This window comes from Streptomyces sp. NBC_00459, assembly GCF_036013955.1.
GTDB lineage: Bacteria > Actinomycetota > Actinomycetes > Streptomycetales > Streptomycetaceae > Streptomyces.
This window is the reverse complement of the sequence record NZ_CP107903.1, coordinates 4085507-4105445: the sequence shown is the minus strand read 5'-3', so window position 1 is coordinate 4105445 and position 19939 is coordinate 4085507. Positions and strand designations below refer to the sequence as shown.

At 71.3% G+C, this 19939-nt stretch carries 17 protein-coding genes; 12 read left to right on the top strand and 5 right to left on the bottom strand.

The features are described from left to right. The first annotated feature begins 154 nt into the window (after nucleotides 1-154). Entirely contained in the window at nucleotides 155-1003 is an 849-nt protein-coding gene (locus OHN74_RS17910) for a hypothetical protein (RefSeq protein WP_327695549.1), read from the top strand. 113 nt (nucleotides 1004-1116) lie between these two features. Here OHN74_RS17910 and disA read toward each other — a convergent pair whose 3' ends face one another. Then, entirely contained in the window at nucleotides 1117-2241 is a 1125-nt protein-coding gene (gene disA / locus OHN74_RS17905) for a DNA integrity scanning diadenylate cyclase DisA (RefSeq protein WP_327695548.1), read from the bottom strand. Nucleotides 2242-2322: 81 nt separating this feature from the next. Then, entirely contained in the window at nucleotides 2323-3732 is a 1410-nt protein-coding gene (gene radA, locus OHN74_RS17900) for a DNA repair protein RadA (RefSeq protein ID WP_327695546.1), read from the bottom strand. 217 nt (nucleotides 3733-3949) lie between these two features. On the opposite strand from radA, the gene OHN74_RS17895 reads away from it, so the two are divergent. Next, nucleotides 3950-5752, top strand: coding sequence for a BACON domain-containing protein (locus tag OHN74_RS17895; protein WP_327695545.1), 1803 nt, complete (start codon nucleotides 3950-3952; stop codon nucleotides 5750-5752). 16 nt (nucleotides 5753-5768) lie between these two features. On the opposite strand, the gene OHN74_RS17890 is transcribed toward OHN74_RS17895, so the two are convergent. Then, nucleotides 5769-6635: a hypothetical protein gene (locus OHN74_RS17890; protein WP_443060406.1), complete on the bottom strand. Its 867-nt coding sequence runs from the start codon at nucleotides 6633-6635 to the stop codon at nucleotides 5769-5771. Between the two features lie 83 nt (nucleotides 6636-6718). Here OHN74_RS17890 and OHN74_RS17885 point away from each other — a divergent pair, with 83 nt between their 5' ends. The 4 genes from OHN74_RS17885 to ilvD all read left to right on the top strand — a co-directional run bounded on the left by OHN74_RS17885 (nucleotide 6719) and on the right by ilvD (nucleotide 11318). Continuing rightward, nucleotides 6719-7663, top strand: a complete 945-nt coding sequence (locus OHN74_RS17885; RefSeq protein WP_327695544.1) for a Ppx/GppA phosphatase family protein — start codon at nucleotides 6719-6721, stop codon at nucleotides 7661-7663. A 154-nt stretch (nucleotides 7664-7817) separates the two neighbouring features. Further along, on the top strand, nucleotides 7818-8657 hold the full coding sequence (locus tag OHN74_RS17880) for a sugar phosphate isomerase/epimerase family protein (protein ID WP_327695543.1): 840 nt from the start codon (nucleotides 7818-7820) through the stop codon (nucleotides 8655-8657). Further along, the gene (locus tag OHN74_RS17875) at nucleotides 8654-9274 is read left to right on the top strand and encodes a TetR/AcrR family transcriptional regulator (RefSeq protein WP_327695542.1); all 621 of its coding nucleotides are present in this window, start codon (nucleotides 8654-8656) and stop codon (nucleotides 9272-9274) included. The genes OHN74_RS17880 and OHN74_RS17875 overlap by 4 nt, the downstream gene beginning before the upstream one ends. A gap of 190 nt (nucleotides 9275-9464) precedes the next feature. Beyond that, nucleotides 9465-11318, top strand: coding sequence for a dihydroxy-acid dehydratase (gene ilvD / locus OHN74_RS17870; RefSeq protein ID WP_327695541.1), 1854 nt, complete (start codon nucleotides 9465-9467; stop codon nucleotides 11316-11318). Nucleotides 11319-11454: 136 nt separating this feature from the next. Here the strand turns inward: ilvD and OHN74_RS17865 are convergent, their stop codons facing one another. After that, nucleotides 11455-13638 (bottom strand): serine/threonine-protein kinase, encoded by a 2184-nt coding sequence (locus tag OHN74_RS17865; protein WP_327695540.1) that lies wholly within the window; start codon nucleotides 13636-13638, stop codon nucleotides 11455-11457. Nucleotides 13639-13834: 196 nt separating this feature from the next. Between OHN74_RS17865 and OHN74_RS17860 the strand changes: the two genes are divergently transcribed. From OHN74_RS17860 to OHN74_RS17850, 3 genes are all read left to right on the top strand, one after another. Then, nucleotides 13835-14182 carry an SH3 domain-containing protein gene (locus OHN74_RS17860; RefSeq protein WP_327695539.1) on the top strand — a complete coding sequence of 116 codons (348 nt, stop codon included), beginning with the start codon at nucleotides 13835-13837 and terminating at the stop codon, nucleotides 14180-14182. A 68-nt stretch (nucleotides 14183-14250) separates the two neighbouring features. Further along, nucleotides 14251-14754 carry an EamA/RhaT family transporter gene (locus OHN74_RS17855; RefSeq protein WP_327695538.1) on the top strand — a complete coding sequence of 168 codons (504 nt, stop codon included), beginning with the start codon at nucleotides 14251-14253 and terminating at the stop codon, nucleotides 14752-14754. Between the two features lie 95 nt (nucleotides 14755-14849). Continuing rightward, nucleotides 14850-15671: a class I SAM-dependent methyltransferase gene (locus OHN74_RS17850; protein ID WP_327695537.1), complete on the top strand. Its 822-nt coding sequence runs from the start codon at nucleotides 14850-14852 to the stop codon at nucleotides 15669-15671. On the opposite strand, the gene OHN74_RS17845 is transcribed toward OHN74_RS17850, so the two are convergent. Beyond that, on the bottom strand, nucleotides 15665-17155 hold the full coding sequence (locus tag OHN74_RS17845; RefSeq protein WP_327695536.1) for a SulP family inorganic anion transporter: 1491 nt from the start codon (nucleotides 17153-17155) through the stop codon (nucleotides 15665-15667). The genes OHN74_RS17850 and OHN74_RS17845 overlap by 7 nt on opposite strands. 244 nt (nucleotides 17156-17399) lie before the next feature. Here OHN74_RS17845 and OHN74_RS17840 point away from each other — a divergent pair, with 244 nt between their 5' ends. The 3 genes from OHN74_RS17840 to proC all read left to right on the top strand — a co-directional run bounded on the left by OHN74_RS17840 (nucleotide 17400) and on the right by proC (nucleotide 19936). Continuing rightward, the gene (locus OHN74_RS17840; protein ID WP_327695534.1) at nucleotides 17400-18197 is read left to right on the top strand and encodes an ABC transporter ATP-binding protein; all 798 of its coding nucleotides are present in this window, start codon (nucleotides 17400-17402) and stop codon (nucleotides 18195-18197) included. Next, nucleotides 18194-18976, top strand: a complete 783-nt coding sequence (locus OHN74_RS17835; RefSeq protein ID WP_327695533.1) for an ABC transporter permease — start codon at nucleotides 18194-18196, stop codon at nucleotides 18974-18976. Before OHN74_RS17840 ends, OHN74_RS17835 begins: the two co-directional genes overlap by 4 nt. Before the next feature lie 150 nt (nucleotides 18977-19126). After that, a complete protein-coding gene (gene proC / locus OHN74_RS17830) occupies nucleotides 19127-19936 on the top strand; it encodes a pyrroline-5-carboxylate reductase (RefSeq protein ID WP_327695532.1) in 810 nt (269 codons plus the stop codon). Nucleotides 19937-19939 lie beyond the last annotated feature (3 nt).

Here is a 19939-nt window from a genome sequence, read left to right as displayed (position 1 = left end):
GAGCCCAGGCCCGACCGGCCGTGAACTGCTGCGTGCCCGAGTGGAGTTCGGCCACGTCACCAACTCCCTTCGCCGGGATGATGATCCGGAAAAGTTAGGTCCCCGGCGGCGGGTGGGGCGAGTGAACTGTCTGATCTCTCGTACAGTTTGCGCCGTGGGATCTATGCGCAATCCGGTCGGGCCGCTTCCCTCCTCCATCTACTGGCGACGGAGGGCCGTTCTGCTGTCTGTGCTCGCCCTGTTGGCGCTGCTGGGCATCTGGATCGTCGCTTCCGGCGGCGGAGGCGGCAACAAGAGCACGGACGGCGCCAACGGCAAGGATCCCGTGCAGACGATCACCCCGGGACCGTCCGGTTCGGGGCCCGCGATCAGTCAAGCCCCGGGCGGGCGCGACGAGTCGGGCAGCACGGACACCGGCGGCTCCGGCAGTACGGACAGCGGCGGCTCGGGTTCCGGTTCCGGCTCGGCCGGCTCCGGGGGTTCGGACGGCTCCGGCGGCGACAGCGGTTCCGCCGGGACGGGCAGCGGCGGCTCCGGCACGGACGACGGCGTCAACGGCAGCGTAGGCAGCGGCGACACCCTTCCGGCCGGTTCGACGCTGCCCAACTGCACCGCCGGCGTCCTCCGGTTGAGCCTGCGCAGTGTCCAGAACACCTACGCGCCCGACGAGACGCCCACTTTCCAGCTGGTCGCCAAGAACTCCTCCGCCAACGACTGCAAGATCGACCTCGGCCCGAAGGCGGCGGTCGTGACGATCACGCAGACCAGCAGCGACGACGACATCTGGGTCTCGGACGACTGCCCCAAGGACACGTCCGGTCTGCTGTTCCGGGTCTCGGCCGGCGGCAGCATCACGTACACCTTCGAGTGGGACCGCAAGGCGAGCGCCCCCGAGTGCGCGACCCCGAAGGCGGGATCGGCGACAGCCGACACCTACCTCGTGGAGGCACAGGTCCAGGGCTTCCCGAAGGCCCAGACGTCCTTCGTGCTGGACAAGGACTGAGCAGGACTGAGCAGGACTGAGAAAAGGACCGAGGAGGAGCGGCAGAGCCGGGACCGAGAAGGAGCGTGAAGGGCCGAACACGTCGGCCCTTCGGGCCCATCTCCGCGGCTCGCCTACACGTACCGCTCCAGAATCGACGACTCCGCCAGCCGCGACAGTCCTTCCCGCACGCTGCGCGCCCTCGCCTCGCCGACCCCGTCCACCGTCTGGAGGTCGTCGACGCTCGCCGCCAGCAGCTTCTGCAGGCCCCCGAAGTGTTCCACCAGGCGGTCGATGATCGCGCCGGGCAGGCGCGGCACCTTCGCCAGGAGGCGGAAGCCGCGGGGGGAGACCGCCGAGTCGAGCGTCTCGGGTGAGCCCGTGTAGCCCAGGGCCTTGGCCACCGTGGAGAGTTCGAGCAGTTCGGCGTGGCTGAGCGCGTCGAGTTCGGCGAGTGCCTCGTCGACCGTGCGGGAGCGCTTGGCGGTCGGCTCGGGGACGTAGTCCCGGACCACCAGCTCGCGCTCCGGCTCCACGCCCGCGATCAACTCCTCCAGCTGGAGGGCCAGAAGCCGCCCGTCGGTGCCCAGTTCGAGCACGTACCCGGCGATTTCCGTCGCGATGAGGCGGACCATCTCCAGGCGTTGCACCACCGCGGAGACGTCCCGGACCGTCACCAGGTCCTCGATCTCCAGCGCGGACAGTGTGCCCGCGACCTCGTCGAGGCGGAGCTTGTAGCGCTCCAGGGTCGCCAGGGCCTGGTTCGCGCGGGACAGGATCGCGGCAGAGTCCTCCAGGACCCGGCGCTGGCCGTCCACGTACAGCGCGATGAGTCTCATGGACTGGGAGACGGAGATCACCGAGTAGGCCACCTGCTTCGACACGCGGTCGGCGGTGCGGTGCCGGGTGCCCGTCTCCTCGGTGGGGATGTTCGGGTCGGGGACCAGCTGTACGCCGGCCCGCAGGATCTTGGACAGGTCCGAGGAGACCACGATGCCGCCGTCGAGCTTGCACAGCTCACGCAGCCGCGTCGCCGAGAACTCGACGTCCAGGACGAAACCGCCCGTGCACATCGCCTCGACGGTCTTGTCGGAGCCCAGCACGATGAGTCCGCCGGTGTTGCCGCGGAGAATCCGTTCAAGCCCGTCGCGCAGCGCCGTGCCGGGTGCCACGGCGCTCAGTGAGGCGCGCATCAGGCCATCGGCACCGGAGCTCCCACCGTACTTTCCTGGAGCTGCTGCCCGGTCGTTGGCTGCCACTGCACTCCTCCGGTCGCAGGTTCTGGGGCGCTCCCGTTTCGCACACGTTGTTCGTACGGACGGGCGAGACCTGGGCAAAGTCTACCGGCGGTCCCCGTCGTCCCGTGGGGCCTCTCGCCTACGCGACCTCGGAAGCACCCGGAGCGCGTCCCCCATGTCGGCGACTTCGATGACCTTCATACCGGCGGGGATCTTGCCGGGGTCCGAGGGAACGAGTGCGTGCGTGAAGCCCAGACGGTGGGCTTCGGAGAGTCGGCGCTGCACCCCCGTCACCCGTCTGACCTCGCCCGCGAGGCCCACTTCGCCGATCGCGACCAGGTTTTTGGGCAGCGGGGTGTCGCTCGCGGCGGAGGCCAGCGCGAGGGCGATCGCGAGGTCCGCGGCCGGCTCGGAGAGCTTCACCCCGCCGACCGTCGCCGAATAGATGTCCCGCTTTCCGAGTGCGCTGATCCTGCCCCGTTGTTCGAGAACCGCGAGCATCATCGAGACCCGGGACGTCTCCAGCCCCGATGTCGTCCGCCTGGGGGAGGGGATCTGCGAGTCGACGGTGAGCGCCTGTACCTCGACGACGAGCGGGCGGCGGCCCTCCAGGGTGACGGTCAGACAGGTCCCCGGCACCGGTTCGGCGCGCCGGGTCAGGAACAGGCCGCTCGGGTCGGCGAGGCCCGTGATGCCCTCGTCGTGCAGTTCGAAGCAGCCGACCTCGTCCGTCGTGCCGTAGCGGTTCTTGACGCCCCGGACGAGACGGAGGCGGGCGTGCCGGTCGCCCTCGAAGGACAGGACCACGTCCACCAGGTGTTCCAGGAGGCGCGGGCCGGCGATGGCGCCGTCCTTGGTGACATGACCCACCAGGAGTGTCGACATGCCGCGCTCCTTGGAGGCGCGGATCAGCGCCCCGGCGACCTCGCGCACCTGGGCCATGCCGCCCGCGGCGCCGTCGATCTCCGGCGAGGCCACCGTCTGGACGGAGTCGAGGATCAGGAGGGACGGTTTCACGGCTTCCAGGTGGCCCAGCACCGCCGCCAGGTCCGTCTCCGCGGCCAGGAACAGGTGGTCGTCGATCGCCCTGATGCGGTCGGCGCGCAGCCGGACCTGGCTCGCGGACTCCTCACCCGTGATGTAGAGCGTGCGGTGCTCGTCGCTCGCCGACTTCGCCGCGACGTCGAGGAGGAGCGTCGACTTGCCCACGCCCGGCTCACCGGCCACGAGAACCACGGCACCGGGGACCAGCCCGCCGCCCAGTACGCGGTCCAGCTCGGGCACGCCGGTGCTGCGGGCGGTGGCCTGGCGGACGTCGACCTGGCCGATGGGGACCGCGGAGGTGGTGACCCGGCCCGGTGCCGTCGTACGGACCGCGGGCGCGCCGTACTCCTCGACCGTGCCCCACGCCTGGCATTCGGAGCAGCGGCCGAGCCACTTGGCCGTCTGCCAGCCGCACTCGGTGCAGCGGTAGGACGGACGGTCCTTAGCGGTCTTCGTGCGAACAGCCATGGGACGAACCGTAGCCGGGCGCACTGACATCACCGCCACCACCGTCACCGACGGGTGCCGGAAGCCGCGCTCCCCGCGCTAATCGGCCACGTCAGGGCGGGAACAGGCCATCGAATCCGGGGTTGCTGTCCCCTATTGAGGGATCGTTTCACCCGTACGGATTAAATGTGCTCAAGGTGGGGGGAGGGGCCGTCGTAAGGCGCCTACGGTCGCACGGGTGATGAGCAGTAGTCCGGACACCCCGACCCGCAGCACCGGCGCACACCGGGCGCACCGTGAGGCGCGCGACCGGGCGGCGGGGCGCACGCTGGTGCAGCGCCCGCCCGCGCGCTACGAGCCGTATCTGGACGGCCTGTTCACCTACTGCCTGTCCGTCCTGTGCGATCACGACACGGCCACCGCCGCCCTCGGCGACGTCCTCGCGCTCGCCGAGCGCCGCAGCCCGCGCGGCCCGGAGTCCGCCGGTGACCGCAGGGCCTGGCTGTACGCCCTGGCCCGCTGGGCCTGTCTGCGCAAGCTCGCCGAGGCCAAGCAGAAACGTCAGAGCACCCACGCGGCAGGCCGACGCGGCAAGCGGCAGGCGTCCGCCGCCCCCGCGCCCCAGGCCGCCCCCGACTCCGCCGCCCCCGTCTCCGAGGAGGCCCAGGAGGCGCACCGGCGTGAACTGGCCCAGCTCGCCTGGCCGGAGGCCGCAGGCACCACCCCCGAACAGCGCGAGGCACTCGAACTGGCCGTGCGCCACAAGCTCGCCGCGCACGAGGTCGCCGGCGTACTGGGCCTGGACGCCGTCGCCGCCGGCGACCTGCTCGCCTCCGCCGCCTGCGAGGTCGAACGCACCCGCGCGGCCCTCGCCGTCGTCGAGACCGGCGCCTGTCCGAGCGTCTCCCGCCTCACCGGCGACCACCAGCTGGTGCTCAGCACGGCGCTGCGCCGCGAACTGGTCCGGCATGTCGACGACTGCCCGCGGTGCCGCCGTGTCGCCGAGCGGGCCGTTCCCGGCTCCTGGCCCGGGACCAGCGTCACGCCCGCCGAACTGCCCGTCCTGGAGGCGCCCCGCGCGGCCCTGCACGTCGCCATGGCGCACCTCCCGCGCGCGCGGGGCGCCGCCGCTCCGCGCTTCGACCGGCGCGGCTTCCCGATGGACCCCAAGGACCGCGCCGCCCGAAGGGACCGGCTACGCGCGCGTGCCGTCACGACCACGGTCGTCGCCACCGTGGTCGCGGCTCCCGTGCTCGCCCTGTGGGCGGCCTACCGCGGGGCGCCGGTGACCGGCGAGGGCGGCCCGGGGGACAGGTCGGCCACCGCGAGCGAGGCGCAGCGCCACGACAGTCTCGACGGCCAGGCCGCGGGCGGCGGCTACGAGAACGCGGGCAACGCGGGGAACGCGGGCACCGGCCCCGACAACGGCCTCGTCAGGAAGGACCACGGCTCACCGGACGTCTCCGTGGAGGTCGTCAGCGCGGTCCCCGGCGCGAAGGAGAGCCCGGGACTGCTCACCGTGGAGGCGTCCAGCGACGGCGACACGACGCTCATCACCCTCACCGCGTCCGGGCACACCCCGGTGCGCTGGACGGCGTCCACAGGGGCGTCCTGGCTGTATCCGAGCCGTTCCTCGGGAACGCTGCGGCCCGGCGAGTCGTTCACGATCAAGGTGTACGTCGACCCTTTGCGCGAACCGGCCGGTCACTGGAGCGCGCGCGTGTCGATCGCACCGGCGTCCGCCGTCGTCTCCATCGAGGGGTACGGCACCGCGCCCACACCCCCGGACCCGACCCCGGTGCACCCACCGGCCCCCGGCCCGCCCCGCCCGAGCACTCCGCCCCCGGACCCGGACCCGACGACCTCCGCGCCCGCGACGCCGCCCCCCAGCGACCCGCCACCGTCCTCGTCACCGGACCCGGAGCCCACACCGACCCCCACCCCGACGGCCTCGGTGACCTCGACCCCGGCCGACCCCGGAGGCTCGTCGCCGCCCGTCGACAGCGGTTCCCCCAGCCCCTCCCCCTCGATGGCCTCCTGAGCCCTGCTGGGCCGCGTCAGCGAACGGGATCCGCCGGATGCGGAGCCAGCAGCGGCAACTGCGAGGCCAGCCGCTCCTCACAGAACTCGACCAGCCGGTCGTACCCCGCCTTGCCCATCAGCTCGACCAGCTCCGGCCGGTACGAGACGTACACCGGGTCGCCCGCGCCGTGCGCCGACGTCGCCGACGTGCACCACCAGTGCAGGTCGTGGCCGCCCGGACCCCAGCCGCGCCGGTCGTACTCACCGATCGACACCTGGAGCACGCGCGTGTCGTCGGGCCGGTCGATCCAGTCGTACGTCCGACGCACCGGAAGCTGCCAGCACACGTCCGGCTTGGTCTCCAGCGGTTCGAGGCCCTCCTTCAGCGCCAGGATGTGCAGCGAGCAGCCGGCGCCGCCCGCGAACCCGGGCCGGTTCTGGAAGATGCAGGACCCCTGGTACGGCCGGGTCTGACGCGACCCCTCCTCGTCTTCCGAGGTCCAGCCGGACTCGGTGCCGACGGCGTGGTTCTGCCAGATGTCGGGCGTGAGCCGCGCCACATGTCCGGCGACGCGCTTCTCGTCGTCCTCGTCGGAGAAGTGGGCACCCAGCGTGCAGCAGCCGTCGTCCGCGCGGCCGGCCTGGATGCCCTGGCAGCCGCTTCCGAAGACGCAGTTCCAGCGGGAGGTCAGCCAGGTCAGATCACAGCGGAAGACCTGTTCCTCGTCCGCCGGGTCGGGGAACTCCACCCACGCGCGCGCGAAGTCGAGCCCCTTCTCGTCGCTCACCACCACCGTCTTCGGAGGTTTCGCGGGTCTCGGGGACTTCACGGCCTTCGCGGACTTCGCGGGGAGGGCTTCGGCTGCCGACTTGTCGGCCTTTGCCTTTTTCGTCTTGGGCACGCGTCCAGGGTAAGTGGCCCGGAGCCCCTTCCGGCACCGCTCCGGGGACGGATGCGGGCGCGGCTGGCAGTAGCGTTCCGTCCATGAGACTCGGTGTCCTCGACGTGGGATCGAACACGGTGCATCTGCTGGTGGTGGACGCGCACCCCGGCGCGCGCCCCCTGCCCGCGCATTCGCACAAGGTCGAGCTGCGGCTCGCCCAACTCCTCGACGACGCCGGAGCCATCGGCCCCGAGGGGGTCGACAAACTCGTCGCAGTGATCCAGGACGCACTCCAGGCCGCCGAGGACAAGGGCGTCGTGGACCTGCTGCCGTTCGCCACCTCCGCGGTGCGCGAGGCGAGCAACGCCGACGACGTCCTCGCGCGCGTGCAGGCCGAAACAGGCGTCGAGCTCCAGGTCCTGACCGGCTCCGAGGAGGCACGGCTCACCTTCCTCGCCGCCCGCCGCTGGTTCGGCTGGTCGGCCGGCAAGCTCCTCGTCCTCGACATCGGCGGCGGCTCCCTGGAGATCGCGTACGGCATCGACGAGGAGCCCGACACCGCCGTCTCCCTCCCACTCGGCGCCGGCCGCCTGACCGCGGGCTGGCTCCCCGGCGACCCGCCCGACCCCGACGACATCAGGTCCCTGCGCCGCCATGTACGCGCCCAGATCGCCGGTACGGTGGGCGAGTTCAGCCGCTTCGGCGCCCCCGACCACGTCGTCGCCACGTCGAAGACGTTCAAGCAGCTCGCCCGCCTGGCCGGGGCTGCCCGCTCCACGGAGGGCCTGTACGTCCAGCGCGAGCTGAAGCGCGAGTCCCTGGCGGCCCTGGTCCCCGAACTCGCGGGCATGACGACAGCGGCACGGGCAGCCCTCCCCGGAGTCTCCGAAGGCCGGGCCAACCAGCTGGTCGCGGGCGCCCTGGTCGCCGAGGCGGCGATGGACCTCTTCGACGTGAAGACCCTGGAGGTCTGCCCCTGGGCCCTCCGCGAGGGCGTGATCCTCCGTCGCCTGGACCACATGGGCACCCACATGGGCACGGAGTAGGACCACTTGAGAGAGACCCGGGCGGCAACCCCGCAGGGGCGCGGGGAACTGCGCGACGAGCCACAGCGCACCCGCACCCGCCCAACAACCGAACCCCCACGGCGAACAGGCACCCCCCGGCCACCCAACCCACGCACCCCGTAACCTGTCCTCCATGGCGGAGCCAGTCGTACGCATCCCGGATGCGAAGGTCGCGCTGTCCACAGCCTCCGTGTACCCGGAGTCGACGGCGACGGCCTTCGAGATCGCCGCCCGTCTGGGCTACGACGGCGTCGAGGTCATGGTCTGGACGGATCCCGTCAGCCAGGACATCGAGGCCCTGCGCAGACTGAGCGACTACCACCGGATCCCCATCCTCGCCGTCCACGCCCCCTGCCTCCTCATCACCCAGCGCGTCTGGTCCACGGACCCCTGGACCAAGCTCCAGCGCGCCCAGGCGGCCGCCGAGAAGCTCGGCGCGACGACCGTCGTCGTACACCCGCCCTTCCGCTGGCAGCGGCAGTACGCGCGTGACTTCGTCACCGGCATCTGGCGCATGGCCGACGAGACGGACGTCCGGTTCGGCGTCGAGAACATGTACCCCTGGCGCTACCGAGACCGCGAGATGCTCGCGTACGCCCCCGACTGGGACGTCACGAAGGACGACTACCGGCACTTCACGATCGACCTCAGCCACACCGCGACGTCCCGCAGCGACGCCATGGAGATGATCGACCTCATGGGCGACCGCCTCGGCCATGTCCACCTCGCCGACGGCAACGGCTCCAACAAGGACGAGCACCTGGTCCCGGGCCGCGGTACGCAGCCCTGCGCCGAACTGCTCGAACGGCTCGCGGTCACCGGTTTCGACGGCCATGTCGTCATCGAGGTGAACACGCGCCGCGCGATGTCCAGCGCCGAGCGCGAGGCCGACCTCGCGGAGGCGCTCGCCTTCACCCGCCTCCACCTGGCCTCGTCCGTCAGAGCCGTCCCCGGCGGGGGACCGCGCCCGTGACCAGCGCAGCCCCGCGCCGCCGGGGACGCCCCTCCCGTACGGACTCCGCGGACGCCCCCGCCGCCCGCGACCGCATCCTGGCGGCGGCCCGCGAGGAGTTCGCCGAGCGGGGCTACGACAAGACGTCCGTACGCGGCATCGCCAAGACCGCCGAGGTGGACCCGGCGCTGGTGCACCACTACTTCGGTACCAAGGAGCAGGTCTTCGAGGCGTCCATCGCGGTCGCCATGGGCCCCGTCCTGGAGGCGCCGGGCTCGATCGTCGAGGGCCCGCTCGACGACGTCGGGGAGCGGCTGGCCCGCTTCTTCTTCGGCATCTGGGAGACCCCGGCCACCCGCAAGGCGCTGCTCGCGATCGTCCGCTCCGCCATGAACAACGAGGCAGCGGCCGGGGTCTTCCGCCGTATCGTCTCCGCCCAGGTGCTGCGCCGCATCGCCGGCCGCCTGGATCTCCCGGACGCCGAACTGCGCGCCGAACTGGCCGCCGCCCAGCTCGTGGGCATCGCGATGCTGCGCTACGTCATCAGGGTCGAACCCCTGGCCTCGGCGGACCCTGAGCAGATCATCGAGAGGGTGGCCCCTGTCATTCAGGCCCACCTGGCCGGGCCCGGCCGTTAGGGGCGCGGGGAACTGCGCGACAAGCCCCCACCGGGCCCGCACCCGACCACCAAGCTCCCGCACCGGCACCGGCACCGCACCCAAAACCCGAGACGCCCATCCCGTATTTCGGACACCGCGTCTGCAACCGGAACGACCGGCGTACGCTCGACTTCAGTCATAACTCTCTGAAGTAGCGAGGCGAGCGAAGATGCCCGAGCTGAGGTCCCGCACAGTCACCCACGGCCGCAACATGGCGGGCGCCCGCGCCCTTATGCGCGCCTCCGGTGTACCGGGGGCCGACATCGGGCGGAAGCCGATCATCGCGGTGGCGAACAGCTTCACCGAGTTCGTGCCCGGTCACACCCACCTCCAGCCGGTCGGCCGCATCGTCAGCGAGGCCATCACCGCCGCCGGAGGCATCCCGCGCGAGTTCAACACGATCGCCGTCGACGACGGCATCGCGATGGGTCACGGCGGCATGCTGTACTCCCTCCCCTCCCGCGACCTCATCGCGGACTCGGTCGAGTACATGGTCGAGGCCCACTGCGCCGACGCCCTGATCTGCATCTCCAACTGCGACAAGATCACCCCGGGCATGCTGAACGCCGCTCTGCGGCTCAACATCCCCACGGTCTTCGTCTCCGGCGGCCCGATGGAGTCCGGCCGGGCCACGCTGGTCGACGGCACGGTCCGCACGCTCGACCTGGTCGACGCGATCTCCGACGCCGTGAACGACAAGATCTCGGACGAGGACATCCTCCGTATCGAGGAGAACGCCTGTCCGACCTGCGGTTCCTGTTCGGGCATGTTCACGGCCAACTCGATGAACTGCCTCGCGGAGGCCATCGGACTCGCCCTCCCGGGCAACGGCTCGGTGCTGGCCACCCACACGGCCCGCCGGGCGCTGTACGAGAACGCGGGCCGCACGGTGATGGACATCACCCGCCGCTACTACGAGCAGGACGACGAGACGGTCCTGCCGCGCAACGTCGCCACCTTCGCGGCCTTCCAGAACGCCATGGCCCTCGACATCGCGATGGGCGGCTCGACCAACACGATCCTGCATCTGCTGGCCGCCGCCCAGGAGGCGGGCGTCCCGTTCGACCTGGACGACATCAACGAGGTCTCGCGCCGGGTGCCCTGCCTCGCGAAGGTCGCGCCGAACGTCGCCAAGGACCGCACGTACTACATGGAGGACGTGCACCGGGCCGGCGGCATCCCCGCCCTCCTCGGCGAGCTGCACCGCGCGGGCCTGCTCAACGAGGACGTGAACTCGGTTCACAGCTCGTCCCTCGCCGACTGGCTGAAGACCTGGGACGTGCGCGGCGGCTCCCCGTCGCCGGAGGCCCTGGAGCTGTGGCACGCGGCCCCCGGCTGTGTGCGCTCGGCCGAGGCCTTCTCCCAGTCCGAGCGCTGGGAGGCCCTGGACACGGACGCCGCCGGCGGCTGCATCCGCAGCGCCGAGCACGCGTACTCGAAGGACGGCGGCCTCGCGGTCCTCAAGGGCAACCTCGCCGTCGACGGCTGCGTCGTGAAGACGGCCGGCGTCGACGAGTCGATCTGGACCTTCGAGGGCCCCGCGGTCGTCTGCGAGTCGCAGGAGGAAGCCGTCCAGAAGATCCTCACCCAGCAGGTCAAGGAAGGCGACGTCGTCGTCATCCGCTACGAGGGCCCCAAGGGCGGCCCCGGCATGCAGGAGATGCTCTACCCGACCTCGTACCTGAAGGGCCGAGGCCTCGGCAAGGCCTGTGCGCTGGTCACCGACGGGCGCTTCTCCGGCGGAACCTCGGGCCTGTCGATCGGCCACGCCTCCCCGGAGGCCGCGGCCGGCGGCACCATCGCCCTCGTCAAGGACGGCGACCGCATCCGCATCGACATCCCGAACCGCACGATCGAGCTCCTGGTCGAGGACGACGAACTGTCGGCCCGCCGCGAGGCCCTGAACGGCGTCTACGCCCCCGTCGCCCGCGAACGCAAGGTCTCGCAGGCCCTGCGCGCGTACGCGGCGATGGCGACGAGCGCCGACAGGGGCGCGGTGCGGGACGTGTCACTGCTGGGCTGAGCCCAATCGCACATCTGCGTCCGCATCTGCACACGCACGAAAGGGCCGCTCCTCACGAGCGGCCCTTTCGTCATGCTGTTCCGGCACGCTGTTCGGTACGCGCTTCCCACGTCGTACGGGTCCGGCGCGCCCCCGATCACCAGTCGGCCGGGCGAGCCGCGTCCACGGCGAAGACGGAACCGTCGGGAGCGCTCGCGTAGACGCGTCCACCGGCGGCCACGGGAGCGGGCAGTGAGGCCGCGATGGTGTCCGGGGCCGGGCCGAGCCGCGGCGACGTCTGCCCGGCGAGCGTCCCCGTACGGGCGTCCACCGCGAGGAGCCGTCCGTCGGCGGCGGTGAAGTACACGTACCGCCCGTCCACGGCGGGAGCCGAGGCGAGGCTCACGGCTGTCTCCAGCCGCCAGAGCTGCTTCCCCGCCTTCAGATCCACGGCGATCACCGTTCCTCCGCCGCCCACCAGATAGACGGTGTCCCCGCGCACGACACCATGGGCCCGCTGGAGCGGAACGGCCACCTCGACCTTGCGTGAGGCCCCGGTCGCCGGGTCGTAGTCGACGACGGCGACCGTGTCCCCGTACACGGTGTCGATGGCGGCGAAGAAGACGGAGGCGCCGGCGGCGGTGGTGCCGATGGGCTTCAGCTGCCCGTTCAGCTTCTCCTGCCAGCGCACGTCACCGGTGCCGGGGTCCAGCGCGGCGACGCGGGTACTCGCCCCGTCCGCGCCCGGGCTCGTCGCGTACGCGAGCCGGTCGTCGGCGAAGGAGAACAGTCGCGGGCCGCTCAGACCGGCGATCCGCCGGTTCCACCTGCTGTCGCCGGACGCGCTGTCGACTCCGGTGACCTTGCCGTCGGTGCCGGTGACGAGGGTCATGCCGTCGGCGTATCCGAGGCCTACGCGGTCGGCCGCGGTCTCCTGCCAGCGGGTGCGGCCCGTGTCCGGATCGAGGGCCTCCAGGAGGGTGCCCTCGTCCAGCGGGGGGTGCACGAGCCCGCCCGACAGGACCGGCGGACGGCTCGGAATGAGGGTGGCGTCGATCGGGTGCCGCCACAGGACGGTGCCGTCGGCGGGATCGACGGCGGAGACGAGCCCCTTCTGGGCGCAGAACAACTTCCCGCCACCGTACGAGCATTGGGGCATACCGGCGTGGGCGCCGGTGTCCGGCCGCACCGCCCAGGCCCGGAAACCGGCAGCGGCGGCCGTCGTACCGGTGCTGGTCCTGGAGGAACGGTCGGTGGGCTCGGCGACCGTCGGGCCACCGCCGAACACCCGCACCGAGGCGAGGACACACCCGGCGGCGAGGACGAGGGCCCCCGCGGCGACGAGGACGCGCCTGCGCAACCGCCGCCGATCCGAACGCTCAGCGGACGAAGGGGAGTTGGCGGCAGAGGAAGCGGGGTCGGAGGAAGCGGGGTCGGAGGAAGCAGGGTCGGGGGAAGCGGGGGAGCGGCTCCCGCGCCCCTCCTCCGGTACGAACGACTGCGTGTCGTACGAGGCGGCGACCGACCGCAGCTCCCGCATGAGTTCATCGGGAGTGGGCCGGTCCTCGGGCTCCTTGGCGAGGCAACCCAGCACCAGCGGCGCGAGGTTGGTCGGCACGCCGGTCAAGTCCGGTTCGTCGTGCACGACTTGGTAGGCGACAACGTACGGACTGTCGGAGTCGAACGGCCCGCGCCCGGTCGACGCGTGCACCATCACCGACCCCAGGGCGAAGATGTCGGCGGCGGGTCCCACCTCGCGGGGGCGCCGGAACTGCTCGGGTGCCATGAACGGCGGCGTGCCGATCAACTTGCCGGTCTCGGTGTGCAGTTCGCTGTCTTTCGGCCGAGAAATGCCGAAGTCGATGACCTTCGGACCGTCTTCGGCGAGCAGCACGTTGCTCGGTTTCAGGTCCCGGTGGACGACCCCGACCCGGTGGATGTCCCGCAGTGCCTCGGCGAGCCCGGCCATCAGCCGCCGCAACTGCCCGGCATTCATGGACCCGTTCCGCTTCACCTCGTCGGCGAGGGTCGGCCCGGGGATGAACAGGGTGGCCATCCAAGGCCGTTCGGCGTCGGGGTCGGCATCGACGACGGGCGCGGTGAAGGCACCGCTGACCCGCCGGGCGGCGGCGATCTCCTGCCGGAACCGCCCTCTGAACTCGGGGTCCTTGGCGAACTCGCCGTGTACGACCTTGACGGCGAGCTTCATCCCGGAGGTGCTCCGGGCCAGGTGCACCACGCCCATGCCGCCGGAACCCAGCCGTGACTCCAGACGGTACTGACCGGCGTACTCCGGAAATTCCGCTTCCGCGCCGGTTCCGGAGTTCCGTTGTGACGTCATGGGCTCACCCCCGTGCTGTTCCCCGTGCTGTTCGGCCGCGCGCGCGACGCACGGAGCCTAGTCGATGAGGGGTACGTGACAGAGGCGGCTTGCTGACGCAGGTGTACGAGTTCAGTACATGTGTTTGATGGCGTGTTTCAGGGGTATCACCCGGACCCCATGGCAGTCATGGGGGTCCAACGGGGGAGGTTTTTCCATGTCCACAGACCACATCGGGGAGAGAACGGCCGACGAGGCCACGGAGCTGACGCTCACCACGGCGGAAGCCGCGACCGCGTCGACGGCGACCACGTCCGTCCGCTACTACGCGGTCGCTCCCGGCTATCGCCTCAACGTCCGCAGCGGCCCCAGCACCAACTACACGATCGTCCGCGTACTGGCCGAGGGCGCCAGGATCCCGATCTACTGCCAGCGCCCCGGTGAGTCGATCGCCGGTCCGTACGGCACGTCGAACATCTGGGACAACATCGACAACGGCGAGTACGTCTCGGACGCGTACGTCCTGACAGGCAGCGACGGCTATGTGGCGGCGCACTGCTCCTGACCCGGGTCACGCCCCCGGGCACCGGTACCGGCATTCGGTGCCGGTGCCCGGCTGGCGATAATCGAGCGGTGAGCGAGAAGACAGGTACAACAGGTACGACAGGCGGCGCCCGTCCGGAACCCCGCCCCGAGCCCATCCGCTTCTTCGGCACGACCTGGGTGGACCACGACGCCGGCTACCGGGCCCGCCGGGTGGGAGTGGCCGCGGGCTCACTGGCGGCGACAGTGGCGTCCTGCCTGATCCTGCGCTTCGCCTACGAGGGCCTGCGGATCGCGGAGGTAGGAGGCGTGGTGACCCTCCTGGTGCTGGTGATGTTCGCGGTGTGCAGCGCACTGGCGTTCGGCCACACCTGGGGCGCCTTCACCACCCGCCCGGACCCGGCCCGCCAGGCCTCTCTACGGGGCCTCCTCGCGGTCGGCTTCGTGGGCTCCCTGGCCGCCTATTTCCTCCGCACCCTGAAAGAGGCCCCCGGCGAGTCCCTCCACCGCCAGGAATACGAGGCGTCCCGCGCCCAACAGACCCGCCGCACCACCCGCCGAACAGGAAACCCGGCGAAGCGACGAAGGCCATAGGGCTCGATACCGGCACCCCGGCCCTCTCCTCCACCGCCCCCCAACTCTTCCCCAAACGCTCTCCCCCCACCGACACCCCCAGCCACCATGTCCACATGACGGCCTCCACCCAACCCCCCACCCCCTCCCGAGCCACCTCCTTCAACACAGCCGCAGCCCAGTACGCCGAAAACCGCCCCTCCTATCCCCCCGCCCTCCTCGACGCCATGGAACACCTGGCCGCGAACCCCCTCCCCGGCTCCCGCGTCGCAGACATCGGCGCCGGCACGGGCATATCCACCGCGCTCCTCCACGCCCGCGGCGCCCACGTGATCGCCGTGGAACCCGGCGACGGCATGGCAGCCCAGTTCCGCCGCACCCTCCCCGACGTCCCGATCGTCCGAGGCAACGGCAACGCACTCCCCCTGGCCGACGCCTCCGTCGACTTCCTCACCTACGCCCAGTCCTGGCACTGGACCGACCCGGACCACGCCGTCCCGGAGGCGCTCCGCGTCCTGCGCCCAGGCGGCGCACTCGCCCTGTGGTGGAACAGGTACGCCCTGGACATCCCCTGGATCGCCGCCCAGGCGAACCGCATCCAGTACTTCTTCGGCATCGACGTGGGCGTCGAGCAGAGCAACGCCTCCCGCCGCGCCGCCGACCCCTCGGGCCGCCTCGACTTCGCCCGCCGCCAACTCCGGTGGAGCCGCCACGTCCCGATCGACACCCATCTGGCCAATATCGGCAGCCACTCCGTCTTCCTGGTCCACGACAAGGAGGCCGCCGCAGCCTTCCTGGCCGAGGAACGCAACCTCCTCCTCAAGCTCTTCCCGGCCGGGACGCTGGAGGAGACCTACGAGGTGGACCTCCTGGTAGCCAAAACCTCAGCCACGCCCACGCCCACGCCCACGCCCACCCGCACCCCGACCACTCATTGACCACGCACCCCCACCACCTCATGCCCCCGTGCGGCGGCCCACCCCTCCAGGGCCGCCGCACAAGCGTGATCCACATGCCGGAGCCCGCCCAACTCCAGCCGGACGGCAGGCCCCCGAGGCAACGCGGCCGGAGCATCCGCACCACCCCGCGCCTCCACCACGTCGACCCTGTCCGCCACGTCCAGGGCATCCAGGGCATCCAGCAACCCGGGCAACCGCAAAAACGTCGCGTGCCCGAAAACCCTCACAACAACGCAACCGTCAGCCCCGGCACCGATCTCCACCCGCACACGACTGACATCCCAGGCGGTCTTCCCCACAGCGAGCGCCAGCCCGACCACCACCCCCTCGAACAACCCCGCCACAGCAATGGCACCGGCCGTCACCGCCAGCACCACCACTTCCCCCCGATGCCCCCGCCACAGCACCCCCACCTCCCGCACCGGCACGAGCCGGCACCCCGCATGCACCAGCAGCCCGGCCAGAGCAGCCACCGGAACCACCCCTAGCACCCCGGGCACGACGGCCACGAAGACGAGCAGCCACACCCCGTGCAGCACCCGTGACGCCTTCGTACGTGCCCCCGCCTCGACGTTCGCGGCACTCCGTACGATCACCGCGGTCATCGGCAACGCCCCGAGCACCCCGCACACCGCGTTCCCGACCCCCTGCGCCAGCAACTCCCGGTCGTAGTCGGTCCGCGCCCCCCGATGCAGCCGGTCGACGGCCGCCGCGCCGAACAACGACTGCGCGGACGCGACCAGGGCGAAGGCGACGACCGTCCCGATCACCCCCACCTCCGTGAGCCGCCCGAAATCCGCGGCCTCCGGCACCCGTACGGCAGCCAGCAGCCCCTGAACCTCCACCCGCCGCACATCCAGGTCGAACGCCCAGGTCACCCCCGCGGCAAGCGCCACCGCCACCAACGGCCCCGGCACCAGCCGCGACCCCCACGCCCAGCGCCGCCACAGCAGGAGTACGACGACGGTGGCGCCCCCGATACCGAACGCCACGGGATCGGCGTCCCCGGGAAGCGAGGCCAGCCCGCGCACCGCCCCGAGCGCGTCCGCGGGCACGCTCATGTCGCCCATGGCGTACACCTGCCCGGCGGCCAGCACGATCCCGATGCCCGCGAGCATCCCCTGGACGACCGCCGCGGACACGGCCCGGAACCACCGCCCGAGCCGTAACGCCCCGAGCCCCAACTGCACGACACCGGCGGCGAACACGAGCACACCGAGCACTTCCAGCCCGTACGCGCGCACCGCCTCGTACACGAGCACGGTGAGGCCCGCCGCCGGCCCGCTCACCTGCAGGCTGCTCCCGGGCAGCACGCCGGCGACGAGCCCGCCGACGATCCCGGTGACCAGCCCCAGCTCGGCCGGCACACCGGAGGCGACGGCGACGCCCACGCACAGGGGCAGCGCGACGAGGAAGACGACGAGAGAGGCGAGCAGATCGGCCTTGCGGACGCCAAAGCGCATGACAGATGCACCTCCGACAGCGAACGGAAGCAGGGCACGGGCGAATGAAACCCATTGTCGGCAGAGCCGGGCGGACGCAGCACCCCTTCTCCCGTCCCACCACCGAAAACCTGAGTCAGCGGAAGCCCCCGGAGTCACTGGAACCGGACCGCCACCTTCCGATCACTCCGCCACGCGCCTGCGCCCCCACTCCACTCACCCGCCGTACTTGACGCACCCCTGGACCGAGAGCATTATTCATCACATGATGAATTACAGCGATCCGCCACCTGGAGGGGCTCTCCAAGCCGTTCAGGCCCAAGCCCTCACCGTCGTACGAGGCACCCGCGAAGTCCTGCGCGGCCTCGACTTCACCGTCCCGCGCGGTCAGATCACCGGTCTGCTCGGCCCCTCGGGCTGCGGAAAGTCGACCCTCATGCGGGCGATCGTCGGCACCCAGGCCAAAGTCACCGGCACCCTGGACGTCCTCGGCCACCCCGCCGGCCACGCCACCCTCCGCACCCGCATCGGTTACGTGACCCAGGCCCCCTCGGTCTACGACGACCTGACGGTCCGCCAGAACCTCGCCTACTTCGCCGCGATCCTCGACCCCGGCCGCGCAGCCGCCGAACGCCGCCAGGAGAACGTCACCCGAGCCATCGCCGACGTGGATCTCACCACCCGCGCCGACGCCCTCGCGGGCAACCTCTCCGGCGGCCAGCGCAGCCGCGTCTCCCTGGCGGTGGCCCTCCTCGGGACCCCCGAACTCCTGGTCCTGGACGAACCGACGGTGGGCCTGGACCCCGTGCTCCGCCGTGACCTGTGGGCCCTCTTCCACACCATCGCGGCCACCCGCGGGGCGACGCTCCTCATCTCCTCCCACGTCATGGACGAGGCCGAACGCTGCCACCGCCTCCTCCTCATGCGCGACGGCGAACTCCTCGCCGACGACACCCCGGACGCCCTCCGCACCCGCACGGCGACGGAGACGGTGGAAGCGGCCTTCCTGCACCTGGTGGACGAAGCGAAGAAGTCGACGACAGAAAAGGAGCAGACCCGATGACCACCACGTCGCCCACCCCAACCCCCAGTTCCACCTCGGCCCTGAACGCCTCCCGAACGACGGCCACCGCCATCCGGGTCCTGGCGCAACTCCGGCACGACCCGCGCACCATCGCGATGCTGATCGTGCTCCCGAGCCTGCTCCTGTTCCTGCTCCGCTACGTCTTCGACGGCAGCGCGCGCACGTTCGACGGCATCGGCGCATCGCTCCTCGGGATCTTCCCCCTCATCACGATGTTCCTGGTGACCTCGATCGCCACCCTGCGCGAACGCACCTCGGGCACCCTCGAACGCCTCCTCGCCATGCCCCTCGGCAAGGGCGACCTCATCGCCGGCTACGCCCTGGCCTTCGGAGTCCTCGCGATCATCCAGTCGGCCCTGGCCACCGGCCTGGCGGTCTGGCTCCTGGGCCTGGACGTGACGGGCTCCCCCTGGCTGCTCCTCCTGGTGGCCCTGCTCGACGCCCTGCTGGGCACCGCCCTGGGCCTCTTCGTCTCGGCCTTCGCGTCGTCGGAGTTCCAGGCAGTCCAGTTCATGCCGGCGGTGATCTTCCCCCAACTCCTCCTCTGCGGCCTCTTCACCCCCCGCTCCAACATGCACCCGGTCCTGGAAGCGATCTCCGACGTCCTCCCCATGTCCTACGCGGTGGACGGCATGAACGAGGTCCTCGCCCACACAGACATCACAGCCACCTTCGTACGGGACATCCTGATCGTCGCGACCTGCGCCCTGCTCGTCCTGACCCTGGGAGCGGCAACCCTCCGCCGCCGAACCCAGTGACACATGGGATCCGAACGGGGTGGGTGGGACGGGCAGAGGTGGCGAGAGCGGGGGCGAGCGACATCCCGCCCACCGGACACCGACCCCACCCACCCGCCCCCGATGCGAGGATGGCCCCGGACGACGCAACCCCCGGAGGGCACCGCAACCATGACCCAAAAAGTCGCAGTCCTCGGCACAGGCAAAATCGGCGAAGCGCTGCTCAGCGGAATGATCCGAGCCGGCTGGGCCCCCGCCGACCTCCTGGTCACCGCCCGCCGCCCGGAGCGAGCCGAAGAACTCCGCACCCGCTACGGAGTGACCCCGGTCACCAACCCAGAGGCAGCGAAGACCGCCGACACCCTGATCCTCACGGTCAAACCGCAGGACATGGGCACCCTCCTCGACGAGCTCGCGCCCCACGTCCCCGCCGACCGCCTGGTCATCAGCGGAGCCGCAGGCATCACCACGACGTCCATCGAGGCCCGTCTCACCACCGGCACCCCGGTCGTCCGCGTCATGACGAACACCCCGGCCCTCGTGGACGAGGCCATGTCGGTCATCTCCGCCGGCAGCCACGCCACCGCCGACCACCTCGCCCACACCGAGGAGATCTTCGGCGCCGTAGGCAAGACGCTCCGCGTCCCCGAGTCCCAGCAGGACGCCTGCACCGCGCTCTCCGGCTCCGGCCCGGCGTACTTCTTCTACCTCGTCGAAGCCATGACGGACGCGGGCATCCTGCTCGGCCTGCCCCGCGACAAGGCCCACGACCTGATCGTCCAGTCCGCGATCGGCGCCGCCGTGATGCTCCGCGACAGCGGCGAACACCCGGTGAAGCTCCGCGAGAACGTCACGTCTCCCGCGGGCACCACCATCAGCGCCATCCGCGAACTGGAGAACCACGGCGTACGAGCCGCCCTCATCGCCGCCCTCGAAGCCGCCCGCGACCGCAGCCGAGCCCTGGCCGCCGGCAACAACTGAGTC

Excerpts from the sequence above, each read along its gene's own strand:
- OHN74_RS17880 (WP_327695543.1), top strand. The coding sequence starts at position 7,818 with ATGGCGGAGCCAGTCGTACGCATCCCGGATGCGAAGGTCGCGCTGTCC.
- OHN74_RS17845 (WP_327695536.1), bottom strand. The coding sequence starts at position 17,155 with ATGCGCTTTGGCGTCCGCAAGGCCGATCTGCTCGCCTCTCTCGTCGTC.
- OHN74_RS17860 (WP_327695539.1), top strand. The coding sequence starts at position 13,835 with ATGTCCACAGACCACATCGGGGAGAGAACGGCCGACGAGGCCACGGAG.
- OHN74_RS17850 (WP_327695537.1), top strand. The coding sequence starts at position 14,850 with ATGACGGCCTCCACCCAACCCCCCACCCCCTCCCGAGCCACCTCCTTC.
- radA (WP_327695546.1), bottom strand. The coding sequence starts at position 3,732 with ATGGCTGTTCGCACGAAGACCGCTAAGGACCGTCCGTCCTACCGCTGC.
- proC (WP_327695532.1), top strand. The coding sequence starts at position 19,127 with ATGACCCAAAAAGTCGCAGTCCTCGGCACAGGCAAAATCGGCGAAGCG.
- OHN74_RS17840 (WP_327695534.1), top strand. The coding sequence starts at position 17,400 with ATGATGAATTACAGCGATCCGCCACCTGGAGGGGCTCTCCAAGCCGTT.
- OHN74_RS17865 (WP_327695540.1), bottom strand. The coding sequence starts at position 13,638 with ATGACGTCACAACGGAACTCCGGAACCGGCGCGGAAGCGGAATTTCCG.
- OHN74_RS17885 (WP_327695544.1), top strand. The coding sequence starts at position 6,719 with ATGAGACTCGGTGTCCTCGACGTGGGATCGAACACGGTGCATCTGCTG.
- ilvD (WP_327695541.1), top strand. The coding sequence starts at position 9,465 with ATGCCCGAGCTGAGGTCCCGCACAGTCACCCACGGCCGCAACATGGCG.
- OHN74_RS17835 (WP_327695533.1), top strand. The coding sequence starts at position 18,194 with ATGACCACCACGTCGCCCACCCCAACCCCCAGTTCCACCTCGGCCCTG.